An 18,134-nucleotide genomic window follows, 5' to 3' on the forward strand; every position below is an offset into this window, starting at 1 on the left:
GTCATGGTGGAGACGTCTCAGCCAGACCCGGGCCCGCAGCAGCCACTACAAACGCCGAGGCCACATCCTGCAACTGTGATTGCAGTACTAGGGCGGCAGCGCGCAGCACGAAGATCCTCATGCTCACGCACGAGACGATCGCGGGCGAACTTGGCTACCAGCGACCCCACCAAGCCTTCCGGCGCAACGAGTCCTATGTGAAGAAGGAGGACCACGTCATGGCCTTCTTCCTGGACGTCCTGGAACCCGCACTACTCCATCACCAGAACAAGCGCTACGGCGCGATGTTCGACGTGCTCGGCCACCGCTCGCTTCTCACCTCACCCGCGGACAAACACGCCTGGGCAGCCCTCCTGAAAGAGCTGGTGGAGACCCGAGAGGGTGGCACGGTCGGCGACGTCCTCGACCTCTGCCTGAGGCAACAACTGTTTGATGTCCTAGGGAAGGTCAGCGAACGCCACCGTAAGTCCGTTTCACCGGCTGACAGTGACGCGCAGGCCGGAAATGACGCCAAGGCCAAGGCGCGAGCAGAAGAGCACGACGCCCTGCGGGCTGTTCCGTACGCCCAACTGTTGGCGCTGCATGACCACTTGGGCGGTGGCACACACTTCGCGACGCAGCACGGAGTCAAAGGGCAGGAGTTCGACAGAGTGCTCGCCGTCATCAGCAAGGGCCACACTCACTTCCAGATCCCCGAGATGCTGGCGAACTTCTCCCGACGTCAGGAACTGCAGGGCAAGGAGCGGGAAGCCTTCGTCAGGGCACGAAACCTCTTCTACGTGGCCTGTTCGCGGGCCAAAGAGCACCTGGCCCTTCTTTTCACCACGAAGCTCGAACCTGCCGCGCTCGACACCCTCCAGGGGTGGGTGGGTGCCTCGCGGATCATCTCACTGCGGTTTGATGGGGACTCTGTGACGAGCGAGCGGGAAGCAAACGACTCTGTCTCGCTAACGACCTCGTGCACGGTTGGCCGTGGCTCGGCGCCCGGGTAGCTCGTTGAACTGGGCATGATGGGGGCCGGGGCACGTGAGTTGATTGTGGCGGAGTACCGGGTCACCGGGCTGTAGGGGCTGGGGCGAAGCACAGGTTCGTCTTCGTCGACCGGTTGCTGGCCACGTTGGTGAGTCTGCGTCATGGCACCACGCATGACGTGCTGGCCTGCTGGTTCGGCGTGGACCGCTCCACCATCACCCGTGCCATCGGCGAGGTCCGGCCCCTGCTCGTGCAGCGGGGCTGCACCGTCGCACCGGGCATCCGGCTGGGCACCCTCGCCGAGGTCGTCGAATTCCTGGGCGTCGACGGTCGGACCGGGATCATCGATGGCACGGAGATCCGTGTGCGGCGCCCGGCCGCAGGCCGCAAGGACCGGGACAAGTTCGTCTCCGGCAAGACCAAGCAGAACGCGGTGAAGGCCATCCCTCACGGATGCGGACGGGCGCGTGCTGTTCTGCAGCCCGGTCCGGCCGGGCAGCTGCGCCGACATCACCCAGGCCCGACAACTCGGACTGGCCCAGCTCCTGGCCGACGGCCCGTTCACGGAGATCCTCGCCGACGCCGGCTACCAGGGCATGGGCGCGCAGACCGGCGGACGCGTGGTGACGCCACCCCATCGCAAGTTCAAGAAGAACGCTCCCGCCTGGTACGAGGAACGGCACGAACTCCAGCGGAAGGCGCACTCCTCACGGCGTATCCGCGTCGAGCACGGCATCGCCCACATGAAGAATTGGCGGGCTCTCGCCCGCCATCACGGCCGACGTGGACACATGAGTGACATCGTCCAAGCCGTCGCCGGACTGCTCTCACGCCAACAGACCGCCACCCGCGACGACGCCCTTCGAGCGTGAACACCGACAATGCCACACACCTCGACGTGCCACGGCTAACCGTGCACGAGGTCGTTAGGTGCAGGTCGGGCTGGGTACCAGATCTGGGGACCAGTGGTAGCTGCATGCAAGTGGGCCAGCCGAAAGGGAGACTCGGCGATCCGGCTTGAGCGGTCACGGGCAGCGCTGTGGCCAGTGCTGGGTGCAGATCATGGTGGGAAGAACCGTGGATCTGCTGGGGGAATGGCTGTGTTGGTGCGTCCTGATCGTCGGATTGGAACGGTGGCAAGGCCAAGGCGTTGCCCATCGAAGCAATTGACAGGCGCCTTCGCGCGGCAGGGCTGACGTCATGGCCGACACGCGGGCACGGCGCATCTTGCTGAGGCGGCCCTGGGTGCGAAATCGTGGACGGAAGGTGCTCCCTGTCTCACGTGCCTCGGCGAGGGGCGAAGAGAGCGGATCAGACCCTCCTCAGCCTGGGGCGCAGTCTTGGGGACCATTTGGGGACCACACGGTGTGCGCAGTCCCGAACGGCAGGGCCGTCCACGCACAATAAGCGCCTCAATAAAGTCTGTTATATCCAGAAAATACCCATGGCCCTCACTCCTGGGGGTCAAGGGGTCGCAGGTTCAAATCCTGTCGTCCCGACAGTGATGTCGGACGTTTCTGCGGGTCGGGGCTCTCTTCGGAGGGCCTCTGGTGTGTCAGTGGGAGCAGTTTGGGAGCTCTCTATCGCTCCCCGTGCTCGCACCGTTCCCAGTCGCCGTCGCCAGCGTCAACTGACGTTGAGTGGTCATCGCGCGATCCGGTCGAGATGGTTGCGCTCTCGGAGCGGGTGACCTACTGCTCCCTCCTCCCTCTTACTGGTCAAGAGGTCGGCTTGCTCCCAGTCCTTCAACGAGGGTCGTGTGGAGGGTCGACCCCATGTCTGATTTCGTCGCCCGCAGGGCGCGCACTTCACGTGGCTGCCTCGGGCCGCACGTGGAGTACTCGCTAGCCGCAGGTTTGAGTCGCCGTGGCTGGTAAGAGCAGCAACCTGTGCCGCTCGGAAAGCTGCCGCTGCAGGTCACATGTCGTCATGAGGTGACTTTCTGCTGGGTCGAAACGGGGCCGAAGGTGCCCGGCTACTTCTCGGGCACGGCAAGGACGTACGTCCCCTTGGCTGGCACCACTCCCACGAGACCGCGCTCCTTCAGGTCCCGCACTGCTCGCCGGATGGTCCCGAGTGCAGCGCCGTACTCCTCGCAGAGCAGGCGCTCGCCGGGGAGGCGAGCACCGACAGGGAGCCTGCCTGTACGGATCTGCTCAGTGATGTCCTCGGCAATCTCCGCCCATCGGTACTTCGGGAGCTCCGTCATGATCTAGACCGTGCCACGGCAAGAAGGAGTCTGCTCAGCCAGGCTGCGGAATGACGCGGCGTGACGCGGTATGACGCAGTATCCTCGAAAACCCAGGACCCCGGCGACGGAGGCAACCCGTCCCGGGGCGTGGCCCCGGCATACGAGGAGTCGAGACAATGCGGACCCTACTGGCAGCCCTTCGGAGGCTGATCCTGCCTGGCAGCGGGAAGTGTCGCCGGACCCCCGTTCCAGCCGACTCAAGTCCGGTCGTTCTGTCGGCCCCCCGCATCGCCGTCGAGCGCCGGCGTCCGATCAACACGTTCGATGTCCTCACGGTCGACGACATGCAGGTTGTCCGTCCGTACGTACTTCTTCACGAGAGGGAGCAGGAGCGTCAACGTCAGCCCGAGCGGCGTACCGATCTGCTCATGGCTGCGGCTGGCTGCGATCATCCCGGTGCGGGGGTGGCGGTGTGAGCTCCTTCGAGCCAACCGAGCTTCGCCGTCTCCCGTGGTCTGCTGAGAACGGCGGCGATGCCTTCGTTACGGCGGGCGATGGCATTATCAACGACGTCGCGGATGCCGCAGAGGCGGCGATGTTGGAGGTCGCTGAGAGCGACGCGAAGCGCGCAACCGACTTGGCGGATGCCCCGTACGTCTCGCGAGCCGAACTCACCTTGGCCGTTCGCTACCTCACTCGTGCCATCGAGGACGCCGTGAAGGTGGCGCAGTTGCGTGGCGAGCGCTTGCCTCCTCCGGGCGATACTGAGCGAACGATGGGCGCCCTTCTGCGCGCCTCGCTACGCCTCCCGTAGAACCGACGACTCTCCGCCGATGGAGCCGTTTCGAAGCCCTGCTCTCCGCCAAGGACAGGGCTTCGTCATGCCCTCTAATCCGCACCGGCGCGGGAAGGCGGGCCAGCGGCTGGGCCATGCCATGGGCCCCGCACGGTACTTGCGGATAGTTCTCGAACGTGGCGGCGATGGTCTCGAGAACCGCGCCGGTGAGGGCGATCGGCTCATCGAAGTAAAACCAGACGGCCTGCGCTGGTCCCCGGAGGTGTACAGCAGGAGCTCATCGCACGCAGCAGGTCCCGGGCGATGAGCGTGGTCAGAAGCCGCTCGGTGGGCCTGTGCACTGACCACGTCTCATCCGACTGCTGTGCACTGCGCACTGCCACGACCGCTTCCGGCTTCGGCTGCGTACCGGCCCGAAAGGCCAGGTCCACACGCGGGGCCTTGGACGGCGCAAGCGATTCCTGCGCACTGCCCGCTTCCTCCGCACTGCTGCCGCGCAGTCACGCATCGAGAAACCGATGCGTACCGGGCCGGGTTGGCGATCGCGCTCGTCTCCACTGTGGGCGGCTGCGTATCGGTGGCTTCTTGTACCACCGTCGCCGGTGCGGCAGCGTGCCAGAGCGACCGCCCCGGCCGCCACGGCGACCCACGCCCCCAGTTGCGTCCGACGGACCCGCCGCATCTGCTGAGCGGGCCCCTGCGGCCATCGGTGGGGCGACGTGCCCCTCCAGGACTTGCTTGGCAGGTGACATTCCGAACTCCCCAGGTGAGAACGGATTGCTGCTCTGCCCTGAGACAACCCGTCGACCTCGACCCGACCACCGACCACGCAGGCCCGGACACGTTCACGACGGGGACACAAATCCGTGGTCGGGGTGATGGTCGGTCCAAGCCGTGACCCCGACCACGCTTGGACAGCGCCTGGAGACCTCCGCCCCGGACGCAGTCGGCGGCGGCCAGTCGACTCTCCCCATGCGGCTCGCGGGGAACGGCCGTCACGTTCCTGCGCAGACCTGACGTGGCATCTGCCACGGGGACCGAGTGCGCACCAGTGCTCGTTGTGCAACGACGGGAGCCGACACGTACACCCGCTTGCGCAACTGCCCACGCCATTCGACTGCGCAATACCTCACGCATTTCTCGTGCTGGCTGTAGCAGTTGCGGTTGCGCGGCGTCGACGGGTGGGCCGACCATGCGTGGTCGGGCCTGACCACGAGGCCGGCCACGGCAGCGCAGCAGGCATGTTGCCGGATCGCGCCGGCCTGGTCGGAGGTGAGGTGACGGCATGGATCTCACGTCGTCCGACGGGGCCAGTCACCTCTCTCCGGAGCGGGGATCCGCCGCGTTTTGATGGCTGCGACCTGCCGACTAGTTGTGCGCGCGCTGGTTTGAGGGCACTGGAGGGGTACGGCTGCCTCGTCCGCGAGCGCCTGCGGCGGCCGGACGGCGCCTTGGGCGAGATCGTCTACTCCATCACCGGCTGCCCTGCATCTGTCGACGCCAGCTTCGCGGATGCGGCCTGGACTTTCGCGGTCACGTCGGCTCGCGATTCCTAGCGCGGCGATGAAGCCGGGATCCCCGTAGCGTGTCATGGCAGGCGATCAGTTTACCAAGCTCGCACATGGCCTCTGCCGCGACCACCATGTGTTGTTCAAGGCAAAGGGCCTGTTCGGGCTCGTCAGCATGCACCATGTTGTTCGCCTGCTTGGTGAAATCGTTCCGTTTGGGGGTCAACACGCCAGATCCCGCGACATCTCATGCGCCTACCCTTGCGTCTTCTCATGCGACATCTCTTGCAACAACTCTTGCCTGATATTGATCAGGGCTGGCGCGTTTCGGCAGGTCACCAAGCTTTTTGAGGCGTGGTCGGGCTCTGACATCCCCTCTGCTGCCTCTTTTCCCACGCCGATTGACGGATGAGGGAGGGGTGTGGTGCGGGCGTGATTGAGCGACAGCCTCGGGGATTGGCGGGGCATGCTGCTCGATTGCGCGCCGGCAACCCGTCGCGCTCGGGCCCGGTGTGGGGATGCCTTGAGGCGGGCCAGGCAGGAGGTGTATCTCCTCGCTCGGCCGACGGGTGTAGCGCCTCGTAGGCCTCCAGCCCTCAACCTCCACGGCGCATGGTGCACAGGCCCCCAGCCATCCTGCGGCTGAGGTGCTGCTGCCGGGCGCCCCAGACGTTGCCGATTTCGTACCCATCGCTCCGGCGGACGGGCTGCTGCACATCCGTACCCGGGCCAAGAGCCCCGGCCACAACGGCGTACGCGAGCGCGCCTTCGCCGTGCTGAAGTACGAGCACCTCTACCGGCTGGGGATCGAGGACCTCAGCACACTCGCCCGCGAGGACGAGCACTACCGGCACGTCTTCAACCGCATCCACTCGCACGAGGCCCCGGCCGGCCACGCCCGCTCGAGGTCTACCGCGACCAGCCCCTGCATCCCCAATTTTCAAGCCCAGATCACTGAGCCAAAAGCTTGACGCGAGACACATGGCACGGCCTCCAGCCCGTGCTGCGTCGCGGCCTCGGACAGCTGGACGCTGGTGTTGGCTCGCCGCGCAGATGTGAGGAACTCCGGCGCCTGTGCGATCCGGTTCATCGCTGGGTTCCACATCCGTGCTGGCGGCGCGGCAGCCCATGTGCGAAGTGATGCAAAGTCGGCTGTACGCGGGCCGAGTCGGGGGTCGAGGTGGCGCAGCAGGGCGGGGCCGGGTGGTCCTCGCGACCCAGACGCGGTCGGGGTCAGTGTCCTGGCCGCCGTGCCAGGCGAACGGCCTGTCGCTCGCCTGGGCGACGATCTCGGTGGAATTTCAGAACGGGCCTTCCGTATCCGGCGTGGGATGCGATATTCGCCGCGAGATGTACGGCAGTTCGGTGAGCCCGAGTAGGAGCGCCAGAGAGGTGTTGGCCTCCTCCTCCCACGTCGTCGCCCAGAAAAGGTCGAACGGAAGCGAGGCCAAGGCCGGCCCATGCTCGGGGTTGAGCCACACGCAGCGACTTGGGCGTGAGGTCTCATAAGCCAGCATATGCGCTGACCTGCGCGTTTGCCTGCTATTGTTGATCTTTGTCCGAACCTGTCACCGGTTCTCCAGCCGGGCCGCCAGTTCGCCGGGGAGAGCGTCCCGGTTCGCACAGGTGACGGCGATGAGTTCGACGCCGGGGCGCCGTTTCAGGGCGTCGGTGAACGGGTCGCTGTGCGCGTGAACGGTCGCGATGACATCAGTGTCGGCCTCGAACACGGACCGGGCAACCTCCCTGAACGAGGCAGAGGCCAACTCCATCCGCCCGAGCTCGTCGATGAGCACGAGCTGTCCAGGCACCGGACCCGCCGAAGCGGACGTCAGCGCCGGCAGCGCCTCCTGGTCCATCACGTCCAGGTTGACGCCGTATTTTCCTACCCTCGGCGGTCCCGGGAAGTCGACATGGGCGAGCACGGCGCGGTGTCCCGCCGCCGTCTGTGGAGCGAAACCGACCCGGGCGCCGTCCTGCCGGATCTCCTCCGTGGTGAAGCCGACGATGGCGCGGCTGGGCAGAAGCACGGCCAGTCGGCGGACGGCGGTCGTCTTACCCACACCGGGGCGTCCCTCCAACAGGATCCTCGTCCGCATTTCGTACTCCCTCTCGGGTCGGCGTGCTTCCATGAGGGTTCCAGCGGGAAGGGCCTCGCTGCCCCAACTGGGCTGATCGGGTGTGTCTTGTGCGCCCACCTGGTGATGTTCATACGGTTCACCGGGTAGAGCGGCGCCCATGACCGCAATTGAGCTCAGCAGCACGGCGTTCGGCGACCGTCAGATGATTCCACGCCACCACAGCGTGGAGGGGGACGACATCTCGCCTCCCTTGACCTGGTCGACGGCACCGGAGGGCACACCGGAGCTGGTCCTGGTCTGCGAAGACCCAGGCGCGCCGGGAGGGACGTTCCTCCACTGGCTGGTCACGAGCATCGCCCCGGACAGTTCCGGTGTCGGCAAGGGCGAGGTGCCTGCGGGCGGCCACGCGTGGCCCAACGACTTCGGACGAGTGGGCTGGGGCGGTCCCATGCCTCCGCTCGGACGCGGTCCACGCCGCTGACGTCCGGACCGGCACGTCGCCCGGCCCGGACGTCAGCGCTGCGCACTAGCCGACGCTGATCGAAACCCTGTCGTCCCGACGGCGCGAAGGGCCTTCACGGGCAGGGGCCTGTGGGGCCCTCCGCGTGCGAGGTGCCGTCACAGCCAGCCCCGGCGGGCCGCGTGCCAGGCGAGTTGCATGCGGGTGGCCGCACCCGCGAGTTCCATCATGTGCTGGATGCGGCGCTGCACGGTGCGCCGGCTCAGCCCCATCTGCGTCGCGATCGCCTTGTCCGCCACACCGGCGACCAGCAGGGCGAGCAGCCGCAGGTCGGTGGCGGTCAGCGGATCGGGACCGGTCACCCCGTCGGTTCCGGAGACCGTCCCGCTGTCGTCGACGCCCAGCGGGACGGCGTCCTCCCAGTAGCGTTCGAAAAGAGCGATCAAGGCGGCGAGCAGATTGCTGTCCCGGACCAGGGCCGCGGTGGGCTCCTCGGCGCTGCCGCGCGGCCCGCCCGGCACGAGCGGGCAGACGGCGATGGAGCGGTCCGCGATCGCCAGGCGCAGCGGCAGATGCGGTACCGCGCGGGCGGTCTCTCCGGCGCGCACGCCCGCCACCACGTTGTCGACGGCCCCCTCGTCGTCGAAGAAGGCCTTTTCGTACACGACGCGGTAGCGCACCCCACGGGCCAGGGCGTCGAACTCCGAGGTGTTGCTGCCCGAGGGCATGGCCACGTACTGGGCCTTGCAGAACCAGAGCATCTCGTCGTGGGCGCTCGCCTGGATCTGGCGCAGATGCTGGCGCAGCGCCTCCGCGCCGGTGATGACCTCGATCAGCTCGCCGGCGTCCTGCCTGCGCATGGTGTCCCGGTAGGACTCGAGCAGACTGGTGGCCTCGGCCCGGGCGAGGTCCAGCGCATCGGCGCTGCGCTTCAGCCTCGGCAGGAGCGCCACGTCGGGGGGAGTGGCCCGGAAGAACCGCGGCCTGCCGTCCGTGTGGCTCGCCATCCCCTTGGAGGCCAGCGTGTGCAGGACATGAGCGGCCTCTGCCTCGTTCAGTCCCGTCCTGTGGGCGACATCGGTGGCGGAGGCCCGCCCTGACGTCACGAGCAGCCGGTACACCGACTCCTCGACATCCGAGACCCCAGCGGCCTCCAGCGCCACGGCGCCCTCCCCGAGACCGGCAGCTTATCGGTTGAGCACCGTACTACACGGAATGGCAAATCGGTGGGTGAGGGTCCGGCCGCCGCCCCCTCGCCCACCGCTGACCGCCTCACAGAGGGCGGGCCTTTTTGCAGGTGGGCGCGCTGTGTCGGCTGCCGGACGGTGTCACCCGAGGGTCCCGCGCCGGGATGCGCAGCGTCACATTCGCGATGCCGTGCATCCGGGACGGCCTGCTGACGACCGCGCTGAATCAGCGGTGCGCGGAAAGGCCCTGACCGCTGGCGCACCGGGCGGCAGGAGGCTCCGCGTTGAGCGCCTGGAGGCGCCGCCCCTCAGCACAGCGTGGCGACCGCCGTGCGGTGGAGGAGGTCCTGGGCTCGGTCCCACGACAGGCCGTTCTCGACCACGAGGGTGCGCCAGCCCGACGGGCCGAACCAGAACCACAGCAGGTCCGCCGTCTCCTCGACCGAGTACGGGGGACGCGGTTCGAGAATGTGCAGATGGCGAGCGGCGGCGCCCAGTACCGAGCGATAGACCGCGGTGTAGCGATCCCAGAGCTCCTCCCCGTTCTCGTGGACCGGCAGCGCCTTGCGGATCGACTCGTGCACCGTGAACTGGCTCTCGTTGCCGAAGCGCGTGCCACGGGCGAGCCGTTCGAGGACCGCCTGGGGCGTGCGCAGCGCGAGCAGGTCCGCCAGGGACTGCTCGTAGCCGGAGTCGCGCTCGCCCTGTTCGACGATCCGGTCCAGGATGTCGCCCTTGCTACCGACGCTCGCGAAGACGGTCTTCGGTGCGACGCCGGCGGCCGAGGCGATGTCCGCGACGGTCACCCGGCCGTACCCGCGCTCGGCGAACAGTTCCGTGGCCCGCTCGAGGATCAGGGCACGGGTCCGCGCGGCGGCCTGCTCGCGCAGCGGGGAGACATAGCGGCGAGGAGAGGACATGCCGTCATCTTAGTGAAAGTGATCACATGATTGCACTATTCATTAGGCGCCTTATAACCTCAATCGGAGGAGCGGGCGGTGGAACAGGGGATGCCCCGTGCTGCCCCGTCCGTCCCCGCGACCGAGGCGCACGCCTCGCACGACCGCTGAAAGGCATGGAAGCAATGGGTATGGATGCCACGGAGCTGGCCGACGGGCTCTTCCGGGTCCTTGCGACCGGAGATCCGGCGCTGGCACTGGATGTGGTGCACGAGGACTTCCGCAACCGCGAAGCGGCCGTGGCACCTCAGGCCTGCGCGCTCCGCGGACCCGCGGGCACCCTCGCCTCGGGTGCGTGGATGCGGTACGCCTTCAGCGACCTGCGCTTCCCCGTCCTCGGCGTCGCCCGCAACGACGACCAGGTCTGGGTACGGCTGCGCATGCAGGGCCGTCACACCGGCGCGTTCGTCCGGTTCCGCGACGGCGCGCTCGACCAGGCCGTGCCCCCCACCGGCCGTGAGATCGACTACGAGCAGATCCATGTGCTCGACCTGCGCGACGGCAAGGTCGTCGGACATGAGGCGGTGCGTGACGACATCACCATGCTCGGTCAGCTCGGTGTCTTCCCTCCGGCTCCGCCCACCGCGTTGCGCATGCTCGCCTGGCGGGTGACCGGACGCGCGGCCCGCGCGGCCGCCGAGGTCGCGGCGGAGGCGGCCGAGGCGGCCGCGTCGCTGAAGGGGTGACGGGGCGCGCACGGCACGCCGGAAGCCCAAGCAGCCGCTGCCCGAACGAGGGCATGGCCGCCTACTGCGCGTTCGGCGGGAGGCTGTCGTCGGGTCCGCCGGCCCGGGGCCTCAGTCCCGGCGGCCCGGGCCGGCTGACCCGCCGCTCAGGCCAGATAGCCGACGTGGGCCAGCGCCTGTTTGAGCAGCACGCCCTGCCCGCCCGGCATGTCGTTCTGCACCAGGGCCGAGGCGGCTTCCTGCGGGCTGAACCACACGAGGTCGAGCGCGTCCTGGCGAGGGCGGCAGTCGCCGGCGACCGGCACGATGTAGGCGAGGGCCACCGCGTGCTGGCGGGGGTCGTGGAACGGTGTGATCCCTTGGGTCGGGAAGTACTCGGCGACGGTGAAGGGCTGCAGGGACGGGGGGACGCGGGGGAGCGCCACGGGCCCCAGATCCTTCTCCAGATGACGCAGCAGGGCGTCGCGGACCCGCTCGTGATGCAGGACCCGCCCGGAGACGAGCGTGCGGCTGACGGTCCCGTCGGGACCGATCCGCAGCAGCAGTCCGATGCTGGTGACTTCACCGCTGTCGTCGACGCGCACAGGCACGGCTTCCACGTACAGGATGGGCATACGCGCACGCGCGAGCTCGAGTTCGTCGGGACTCAGCCAGCCGGGCGTGGTTTCGGTCGTGTCGGGCATTGCCCGATCGTACGGTCCACACCTCGTGTTGTCCGCGTGTCTGTCCAGGTCAGCCGCAAGTCACACGGACGGGAGCCGATCCGTCCCCCGACGCGGTGATGGCGCCCGGGCACATGCGGTCTCCGGGCGGGGTCTGCCGCCGCTCCGGTGGGGGCGAAGCCGGCCGGTACGCACCTCACGCCCCGTCGCCCGGGCTCGGCAGAGCTTCCCGCAAACGGCGCAGGTCGTCCGCCGGGCGGCCCAGACCGTTCAGGCCGAGCCGCGCGGCCTCCGTCCGGGCGTCCGGGTGCGTGGTGAAGGCGAGATCCAGTGCCTCGCGCACCATCCACTGCTGATAGGCGAGCAAGCGGACCGCGTGGAGCTTGGCGTCGAGGAGGTCGGGGTCCGTCACCGGCAGCCGCCGCAGGCGCCCGAGCAGCCGCTGCAGGGCGACGCTCTGCCGGCCGCAGTCCCGGGCGACCTGTGCGGAGACGGGTCCCGGTTCACCGCAGGCGGCCACCGCGCTGTCCGTCGCGACCTGGGTCGCGAGCGCCTCGTCGAGAAGGCCGGTCAGCGCCTCCAACTGGGCGGCGCGCGGGATGGGCTCCACATCCCAGACGTACCCCGCCGGACCGCGGGACGATCCCGCCGGCTTCCGCGCCGAGGAGCGAACAGTGCGCTGACGGAACCGACCGCGTGCGCTACCGGGCCACACGCGTGCACCGCGGATCTCTAGGGTCGTGCCCGGCCGAGTGGTCAACCGGCTCCCGCCCCCCGACACTGGGTGCTGAACCGTAGGTGGCCGGGCTGATCGGCCTGCACTTCGGCTCAGGAGACGATGCTGTGAATTCCTTTTCACCGGGCTTCCGCGGGCGCGCCCGCTCCTTGGCGGAGCGGCTGCCTCCCGGGCAGTACCCGACCGAGTCGTTCCCCGTGCTGTCCGCGGGGCCCACGCCGCGCGTCGCTGCCGAGGACTGGACGTTCACCGTGACCTCGGAGCTCGGTGAGGCACGCAGCTGGACCTGGGACCAGATGATGGCCCTGCCGCAGCAGGAGACCGTCCAGGACATTCACTGTGTGACGCGGTGGTCGAAGTTCGACACGCACTGGCGCGGAGTGCCCCTCGACGCCTTCCTGGAGGACGTCGAGACGGCCGCGGACTATGTCGTCGTCAGCAGCTACGGCGGTTACACGACCAACCTCCCACTGGAGGACCTGCTCGACGGCAAGGCCTGGATCGCCCACACGTACGACGGCTACCCCCTCTCACCCGAACACGGCGGACCCGCACGCCTGCTCGTGCCGCACCTCTACTTCTGGAAGTCCGCCAAGTGGGTGCACGGGCTGCGGCTGACCCTGGAGGACGATCCCGGCTTCTGGGAGTCGGTCGGCTACCACAACTACGGCGACCCGTGGCGCGAGCAGCGCAACTGGGGGGACTGACCGTGCGCATCCCGTGGCTGAGGGCGCGGCTCGTCGAGCGGCGGTCGCAGACCCCCACCGCCCGCTCGCTGGTCTTCGACGTGCCCGGCTGGCCCGGCCATCTGGCGGGTCAGCACGTCGACGTACGACTCACCGCCGACGACGGCTACCAGGCGGTGCGCAGCTACTCCCTGGCCGCGCCCGCCGACGGCGAGACGATCGAGCTGGGCGTGCAGGCCGTGCCCGACGGGGAGGTCTCGCCCTACCTGGCCGACGACCTGCCGCCGGCGGCGGACGTTGAAGTCCGCGGGCCGCTCGGCAACTGGTTCGTGTGGCGCACCGGACAGACCGACCCGGTGCTCCTGGTGGCCGGCGGCTCCGGTGTCGTCCCCCTGGTGGCCATGATCCGGGCACATCGTGAGGCCGACTCACGCAGCCCCTTCCATCTGCTGTATTCGGTGCGCACGCCCGAGGACGTCTGGTACCGCGACCACCTGGCCGACGGTGACGAGGGCCTCGACGTCCGCATCGTGTACACCCGGCAGGCCCCGCCGGACAGCACACGCGCGCCCGGCCGCGTCACCGCGGCCGACCTCGATGATCTGACGGCCCGGCTGTTCCCGGCCAGCCCCGTCTACGTCTGCGGGCCCACTGGGTTCGTCGAGGCCGTCGGCGACCTGCTGACCGGCATGGGGCGAGACCCCGCGACCATCCGCACCGAGCGCTTCGGATGACCCGACGACCCGCACGGGAGGTCCTCATGGCAGACGTCACCACCCACCTCGACGGCAACTGCCTCGCCGGCCCGCTCTCCGAGATCCTCGCCGTGGAGCCCACCACGGCCTGGTGGCGCTGCCCGGAGTGCGCGCTGTCCGGCCCGCTCGCCGGGCTGCACGTCTACGGGCCCGAGCCTGGTCTGACCGCGCGCTGTCCCGGATGCGCGTACATCGCCCTGCGGCTCGTCCGGGAGGGTGAGTACGTCTGGCTCACGCTGGGCGGCGGCACCGGCGCTTTCCGGTTCCGTACCGCCTAGGCCCGCCGCGTCTCCGCAGGCTCGGGGCACGTCCGCGTCCTCGGGTCGCCCCGGCGCGCCCCGAACCAGTGCGTGAAAGGCGGCCGTCCCGGAGGACGGCCGCCTTTCACGCGTTCTGAAGACCATGAAAGTCCGACGGGCCGGCGGAAGGTGCCGGCCGCAGGAAGAGCGAGTGTGCGGCAACGGAAATCGCGCGGGCGCCTGGCGGGGCGCCCGCGCGATCCCCGGTGCGGTCGCTCAGCCCGTGGCGCGGACCGCGTCGCGGATCAGGCCGGCGACCTCCTTCGGCCGCGAGATCGCGACCGCGTGCGACGCGCCCTCGATCTCGACGACCGTGGCACCCGCCCGCTTCGCGCCGAAGCGCTGCACCTCCGGGTTGATGGCCTGGTCGGCGCCCGACACGAGAGCCCAGGACGGCCGGGTCCGCCACCCGGCGGCGGTGGCCTTCTCGGTGAACGCCGAGGCGGCCAGCGGACGCTGGGCCACCGCCAGGACCTTTGTGACGTCGGCCGACACATCGGCGGCGAAGACCGAGGGGAAGGCGTCCTCCCGAATGGTGACCTCGACGGCGGGGTCGCCGTCCGCCGTCGGATAGGTCCACTGCTTCAGGCTGCTCGCCAGCGGCGAGTCGGGGAAGCGGCCCTGGAGTTCGCCGAGGCTCTCGCCCTCCTCGAGGGCGTAGGCCGCCACGTAGACAAGCCCGACGACGTTCTCCATCACGCCGGCCTCCGTGATCAGCGCGCCGCCGTACGAGTGACCCACCAGCACGACGGGACCGTCGATCTGGGAGGCCACGGAGGCGACGTAGGCGGCGTCCGAGGCGAGCCCGCGCAGCGGGTTCGGCGGCGCCACGACCGCGATGCCCTCGCTTTGCAGTTCCGCGATGACGCCGGACCAGCCGGCCGCGTCGGCGAATGCACCGTGCACAAGAAGCACGGTGGGGGTGGACGTGGTCATCTGTGCTGTTCCTCCTCGGATTTCAGCCGGCGTGCAGCGCACCGCGCAGGGTGGTGGCAGCGAGCGTGATGGCGACTTCGGCGGCGTGGGTCTCGCGCAGCGCGTTGAGCATCACGAAGTCGTGGATGATGCCTTGGACGCGCACGGCGGTGACCGGGACGCCTGCCTCGCGGAGCTTGCCCGCGTAGGCCTCGCCCTCGTCGCGCAGGACGTCGGCCTCGGCGGTGATCACAAGGGCCGGGGGAAGGCCCGCGAGTTGTTCGGTGGTCGCGCGCAGCGGGGACGCGGTGATCTGGGCGCGATCGCTCTCGTCGGTCGTGTACTGGTCCCAGAACCACTGCATGCCATCGCAGCGCAGGAAGTAGCCGGTGGCGAACTGGTGGTAGGAGCCGGTGTCGAAGGAAGCGTCGGTCACCGGGTAGAACAACACCTGCTGAACCAGGGGGATCCCGCCGCGCTCCTTGGCCAGCAGGGTCCGTGCGCGCTCGTACGTCTGCACCGCTTCCGTCCGAAGGCCGCAGGCCGCCAGGAGGAGGATCAGCCGGGCCAGCAGCGGCTCGTCCAGCGGGTGGTCGACGGCGGCCCGGCGGAGCTCGGGCAGGACCGATTCGGGGATGCCGGCCGACAGGGCGGCGTCGGCGGCCTCCTGGGCGGCGGCGGCGCGTTCGTGCGTGAGTGACCGGAACGCCGTGTGAGCGCGCGCCACTTCGGGAATGTCGGCGGCCACGGGATCCCGCCACAGGGACAGCGCCTCGATGAGGAGCTCCACGGCCGGAGCCGGCGTCCCCTGGGCGGTGGCCTGCCGGGCCCGCTCACGCAGCTCGCGGAAGCGCAGCAGGTCGAGGGAGCCGGCGTCGGTCCGCAGCCGGTATCCGCCCGCGTTCCGCAGCAGCCAGTGGCCGCTCGCGCGAGCGGGCAGGTCCGGCTCCAGCAGGCGTCGCAGCGTACCGACGTGACGCCGTGTCACATTGACCGCGCTCTGCGGAGGACAAGGGCCCCACAGCGCCTCCACGATCTCGGCCACGGGAACCGGTTCCCCGGCCCGCGCCAGCAGCAGTGCCAGCAGGACCCTTTCCTGAGGGCTCCCGGGGCTCAGCTCCGCGCCTGCCCGGAGGATCCGGAGCGGTCCGAGGACGGCGAACCGCAGCGGTTCCGGAATCACCCGTGCCCCCTTGGTCCTTGGCGCCAGGCGTTCACTGTACGTCACTGGACTTGTAACCGGGAGTCACACCGTTCGTCGCCTTGCTCGCGGCCCGGCGCTCGGTGGTCCAGTACAGCAGGGCGAGGACCGGCAGGGCTGCGCCGAGGAGGCTGACCGCGCCCCAGCCGTCGGCCCGGTAGGCGATCGAACCGAGCTGGGATCCGAGAGCGCCGCCGATGAAGAAGGTGGCGATGAAGGCGGAGTTGAGGCGGGCGCGGGCGTGGGGGTCGAGCTGGTAGATCGTGTGCTGGCCGACGATGAGGGTGGTCTGGACGGCCATGTCGAGGAGGACGGCGGCCAAGGCGATCAGCAGGATGCTGTGCCCATCGAGGCCCCCGACGGCGAAGGCCAGCACGGCGACGGCGAACGCGATGCCGGTCGCGGGCCGGGCGTGCCCGCGGTCGGCCCAGCGTCCGGCGAGCGGGGCGACGGCCGCACCGGCCGCTCCGACGAGGGCGAACACACCGACGCCGATGGCCGAGTAGTGGAAGCGCGGGCCGGCGAGGAGGTAGGAGACGGTGGTCCAGAAGGCGCTGAACGCCCCGAACATCGCTGCCTGGTAGAGGCCGCGGCGCAGCAGTGCCGGGTGGGTTCGCAGCAGTGCGAGGGTGGAGCGCAGCACCTGGGTGTAGGGCACGGTCGTGGTGGGTTCGTGCTGCGGCAGCGCCACGCGCAGCGTCACGGCCAGGACGGCCATGAGCACGGCCGAGCCGAGGTAGACCACGCGCCAGCCGGCGAGCTCGGAGACCAGGCTGCTGACCGCCCGCGACAGGAGGATGCCGGTCAGCAGGCCGCTCATCACCCGGCCCACGATCCGCCCGCGCGCGTGGTCGGGGGCGAGGCTCGCGGCGAAGGGGACCAGGATCTGGGCGACCACCGAGGTGGCGCCGCTGATCAGGGAGGCGGCCAGCAGCATGGGGAACCCGGTTGCCAGGCCCGCCGCCACCAGTGCGACGGTGGTGACGGTCAGCAGGGTGGTGATCAGGGAGCGCTTCTCCAGCCGGTCGCCGAGCGGGACCAGGAAGAGCATGCCGATCACGTAGCCGACCTGGGTGAGCGTGATCAACAGGCCCGCGGTGGCCTCGCTCAGGTGGAAGACGTCCCGCAGCGAGGGGAGCAGGGGCTGCGCGTAGTACAGGTTGGCGACCGTCATACCGCAGGCGGCGGCCAGCAGTGCGATCAGCCGGCCCGGCACACCGTGAGCCGGTGCCGTGCTTGTGGTGCTCCTGTGTGGCGTTCGGACATTCATGGGCTGGGACACGGGCCCCTCTTCGCAGAAGGAGCCGGGAGGGCTCGGCGTGCGGTGCGGTGACAGAGCAGCGTCCTAGGTGCTCACAGACGGCATAAGCGTCGGAGTACCCCGGTCGCTTCCCTGTTCACGGCGATGGTTCTTGATAACGGTCATCTCTTCAGGAGATGAGCGCATCCTGCACGCCCCGTGCCTCCGTGCCGGGCCCGGTGCGTCACTGTGGGACGTGGGCCCGCACCGGGTGCTTGCTCATGATCGAGACCCGGTTGAAGGCGTTGATCGTGATCGCCACCCAGATCACCGCGGAGATCCGGTCGTCGGTGAGCACCTCGCGGGCCGCGTCGTAGGCGGACTCCTGGGCCGCGGCGTCCGACGCCTCGGTGACCGACTCCGCCAGCGCGAGCGCCGCGCGTTCCTCGGGCGTGAACAGTTCGGTGTCCCGCCAGGCCGCCAGCACGCCGAGCCGCTGCGTGGTCTCGCCCGCGCGCCGGGCTGCCCTGGTGTGGATGTCGAGGCAGGAGGCGCAGCCGTTGAGCTGCGAGACCCGGAGGTTGATCAGCTCCACGAGGATACGCTCGAGCCCTGCTTCCGAGGCGACGGAGCGCACGGCCTCGGCCGTCTCGAGCAGGGCGTGGTAGGCCTTCGGGCTCTGCTTGTCGATGAAGATCCGCCGGCCCGCGGACTCTGTCGTACGGCTGCTCAACTGGGACTCCTTCGGGTTCGCCGCTCGGGGCTCCGTGCTCTGCTGCGCCGGCGGGATCATCGTTCTA

20 protein-coding genes are annotated in these 18,134 nt (G+C 69.3%); 9 read left to right on the top strand and 11 right to left on the bottom strand.

Features of this window, described 5'->3' with window-relative positions; genetic code table 11:
- Positions 1-119: 119 nt before the first annotated feature.
- Both ACWDA7_RS33700 and ACWDA7_RS33705 read left to right on the top strand, forming a co-directional pair.
- Positions 120-992 (top strand): hypothetical protein, encoded by an 873-nt coding sequence (locus ACWDA7_RS33700; protein WP_450609249.1) that lies wholly within the window; start codon positions 120-122, stop codon positions 990-992.
- A 447-nt stretch (positions 993-1,439) separates the two neighbouring features.
- The gene (locus ACWDA7_RS33705) at positions 1,440-1,844 is read left to right on the top strand and encodes a transposase family protein (protein WP_450609251.1); all 405 of its coding nucleotides are present in this window, start codon (positions 1,440-1,442) and stop codon (positions 1,842-1,844) included.
- 1,103 nt (positions 1,845-2,947) lie between these two features.
- Here ACWDA7_RS33705 and ACWDA7_RS33710 read toward each other — a convergent pair.
- Positions 2,948-3,181: a GntR family transcriptional regulator gene (locus ACWDA7_RS33710; protein WP_450609253.1), complete on the bottom strand. Its 234-nt coding sequence runs from the start codon at positions 3,179-3,181 to the stop codon at positions 2,948-2,950.
- Positions 3,182-3,420: 239 nt separating this feature from the next.
- Positions 3,421-3,615, bottom strand: coding sequence for a hypothetical protein (locus ACWDA7_RS33715; protein ID WP_450609255.1), 195 nt, complete (start codon positions 3,613-3,615; stop codon positions 3,421-3,423).
- Between the two features lie 20 nt (positions 3,616-3,635).
- Here ACWDA7_RS33715 and ACWDA7_RS33720 point away from each other — a divergent pair, with 20 nt between their 5' ends.
- A complete protein-coding gene (locus ACWDA7_RS33720; protein WP_450609256.1) occupies positions 3,636-3,977 on the top strand; it encodes a hypothetical protein in 342 nt (113 codons plus the stop codon).
- 2,137 nt (positions 3,978-6,114) lie between these two features.
- Positions 6,115-6,438 (top strand): hypothetical protein, encoded by a 324-nt coding sequence (locus tag ACWDA7_RS33725; protein WP_450609258.1) that lies wholly within the window; start codon positions 6,115-6,117, stop codon positions 6,436-6,438.
- 597 nt (positions 6,439-7,035) lie between these two features.
- On the opposite strand, the gene ACWDA7_RS33730 is transcribed toward ACWDA7_RS33725, so the two are convergent.
- On the bottom strand, positions 7,036-7,566 hold the full coding sequence (locus ACWDA7_RS33730; protein WP_450609260.1) for a nucleoside-triphosphatase: 531 nt from the start codon (positions 7,564-7,566) through the stop codon (positions 7,036-7,038).
- Positions 7,567-7,705: 139 nt separating this feature from the next.
- Between ACWDA7_RS33730 and ACWDA7_RS33735 the strand changes: the two genes are divergently transcribed.
- Positions 7,706-8,029 (top strand): YbhB/YbcL family Raf kinase inhibitor-like protein, encoded by a 324-nt coding sequence (locus ACWDA7_RS33735; RefSeq protein ID WP_450609262.1) that lies wholly within the window; start codon positions 7,706-7,708, stop codon positions 8,027-8,029.
- A 137-nt stretch (positions 8,030-8,166) separates the two neighbouring features.
- On the opposite strand, the gene ACWDA7_RS33740 is transcribed toward ACWDA7_RS33735, so the two are convergent.
- Together ACWDA7_RS33740 and ACWDA7_RS33745 are read right to left on the bottom strand one after the other, a co-directional pair.
- A complete protein-coding gene (locus ACWDA7_RS33740; RefSeq protein WP_450609264.1) occupies positions 8,167-9,171 on the bottom strand; it encodes a helix-turn-helix domain-containing protein in 1,005 nt (334 codons plus the stop codon).
- Between the two features lie 332 nt (positions 9,172-9,503).
- Complete coding sequence (locus tag ACWDA7_RS33745) at positions 9,504-10,115, bottom strand: TetR/AcrR family transcriptional regulator (RefSeq protein WP_450609266.1); 612 nt, start codon at positions 10,113-10,115, stop codon at positions 9,504-9,506.
- 170 nt (positions 10,116-10,285) lie between these two features.
- Here ACWDA7_RS33745 and ACWDA7_RS33750 point away from each other — a divergent pair, with 170 nt between their 5' ends.
- Positions 10,286-10,840 (top strand): ester cyclase, encoded by a 555-nt coding sequence (locus tag ACWDA7_RS33750; protein ID WP_450609268.1) that lies wholly within the window; start codon positions 10,286-10,288, stop codon positions 10,838-10,840.
- Positions 10,841-10,986: 146 nt separating this feature from the next.
- Here ACWDA7_RS33750 and ACWDA7_RS33755 read toward each other — a convergent pair whose 3' ends face one another.
- Entirely contained in the window at positions 10,987-11,523 is a 537-nt protein-coding gene (locus tag ACWDA7_RS33755) for an NUDIX hydrolase family protein (RefSeq protein WP_359391396.1), read from the bottom strand.
- A gap of 175 nt (positions 11,524-11,698) precedes the next feature.
- Positions 11,699-12,112 (bottom strand): hypothetical protein, encoded by a 414-nt coding sequence (locus tag ACWDA7_RS33760; protein ID WP_450609270.1) that lies wholly within the window; start codon positions 12,110-12,112, stop codon positions 11,699-11,701.
- A 233-nt stretch (positions 12,113-12,345) separates the two neighbouring features.
- Between ACWDA7_RS33760 and ACWDA7_RS33765 the strand changes: the two genes are divergently transcribed.
- Genes ACWDA7_RS33765 through ACWDA7_RS33775 form a run of 3 tightly spaced genes read left to right on the top strand, consistent with a single transcriptional unit; the run spans position 12,346 to position 13,957 of the window.
- The gene (locus ACWDA7_RS33765; RefSeq protein ID WP_450609272.1) at positions 12,346-12,945 is read left to right on the top strand and encodes a sulfite oxidase-like oxidoreductase; all 600 of its coding nucleotides are present in this window, start codon (positions 12,346-12,348) and stop codon (positions 12,943-12,945) included.
- 2 nt (positions 12,946-12,947) lie between these two features.
- On the top strand, positions 12,948-13,658 hold the full coding sequence (locus ACWDA7_RS33770) for a ferredoxin reductase (RefSeq protein WP_450609274.1): 711 nt from the start codon (positions 12,948-12,950) through the stop codon (positions 13,656-13,658).
- A gap of 26 nt (positions 13,659-13,684) precedes the next feature.
- Positions 13,685-13,957, top strand: coding sequence for a DUF6510 family protein (locus tag ACWDA7_RS33775; RefSeq protein ID WP_450609276.1), 273 nt, complete (start codon positions 13,685-13,687; stop codon positions 13,955-13,957).
- 237 nt (positions 13,958-14,194) lie between these two features.
- On the opposite strand, the gene ACWDA7_RS33780 is transcribed toward ACWDA7_RS33775, so the two are convergent.
- From ACWDA7_RS33780 to ACWDA7_RS33795, 4 genes are all read right to left on the bottom strand, one after another.
- Positions 14,195-14,914 carry an alpha/beta fold hydrolase gene (locus ACWDA7_RS33780; RefSeq protein ID WP_450609278.1) on the bottom strand — a complete coding sequence of 240 codons (720 nt, stop codon included), beginning with the start codon at positions 14,912-14,914 and terminating at the stop codon, positions 14,195-14,197.
- A gap of 22 nt (positions 14,915-14,936) precedes the next feature.
- The gene (locus ACWDA7_RS33785; protein WP_450609280.1) at positions 14,937-16,076 is read right to left on the bottom strand and encodes an alpha/beta hydrolase fold domain-containing protein; all 1,140 of its coding nucleotides are present in this window, start codon (positions 16,074-16,076) and stop codon (positions 14,937-14,939) included.
- 31 nt (positions 16,077-16,107) lie between these two features.
- Entirely contained in the window at positions 16,108-17,310 is a 1,203-nt protein-coding gene (locus ACWDA7_RS33790) for an MFS transporter (RefSeq protein ID WP_450609282.1), read from the bottom strand.
- Positions 17,311-17,578: 268 nt separating this feature from the next.
- A complete protein-coding gene (locus ACWDA7_RS33795) occupies positions 17,579-18,067 on the bottom strand; it encodes a carboxymuconolactone decarboxylase family protein (RefSeq protein WP_450609284.1) in 489 nt (162 codons plus the stop codon).
- Positions 18,068-18,134 lie beyond the last annotated feature (67 nt).

The organism is Streptomyces sp. NPDC001156, assembly GCF_053598275.1.

Excerpts from the sequence above, each read along its gene's own strand:
- ACWDA7_RS33700 (WP_450609249.1), top strand. The coding sequence starts at position 120 with ATGCTCACGCACGAGACGATCGCGGGCGAACTTGGCTACCAGCGACCC.
- ACWDA7_RS33710 (WP_450609253.1), bottom strand. The coding sequence starts at position 3,181 with ATGACGGAGCTCCCGAAGTACCGATGGGCGGAGATTGCCGAGGACATC.
- ACWDA7_RS33715 (WP_450609255.1), bottom strand. The coding sequence starts at position 3,615 with ATGATCGCAGCCAGCCGCAGCCATGAGCAGATCGGTACGCCGCTCGGG.
- ACWDA7_RS33730 (WP_450609260.1), bottom strand. The coding sequence starts at position 7,566 with ATGCGGACGAGGATCCTGTTGGAGGGACGCCCCGGTGTGGGTAAGACG.
- ACWDA7_RS33735 (WP_450609262.1), top strand. The coding sequence starts at position 7,706 with ATGACCGCAATTGAGCTCAGCAGCACGGCGTTCGGCGACCGTCAGATG.
- ACWDA7_RS33745 (WP_450609266.1), bottom strand. The coding sequence starts at position 10,115 with ATGTCCTCTCCTCGCCGCTATGTCTCCCCGCTGCGCGAGCAGGCCGCC.
- ACWDA7_RS33750 (WP_450609268.1), top strand. The coding sequence starts at position 10,286 with ATGGATGCCACGGAGCTGGCCGACGGGCTCTTCCGGGTCCTTGCGACC.
- ACWDA7_RS33755 (WP_359391396.1), bottom strand. The coding sequence starts at position 11,523 with ATGCCCGACACGACCGAAACCACGCCCGGCTGGCTGAGTCCCGACGAA.
- ACWDA7_RS33775 (WP_450609276.1), top strand. The coding sequence starts at position 13,685 with ATGGCAGACGTCACCACCCACCTCGACGGCAACTGCCTCGCCGGCCCG.
- ACWDA7_RS33780 (WP_450609278.1), bottom strand. The coding sequence starts at position 14,914 with ATGACCACGTCCACCCCCACCGTGCTTCTTGTGCACGGTGCATTCGCC.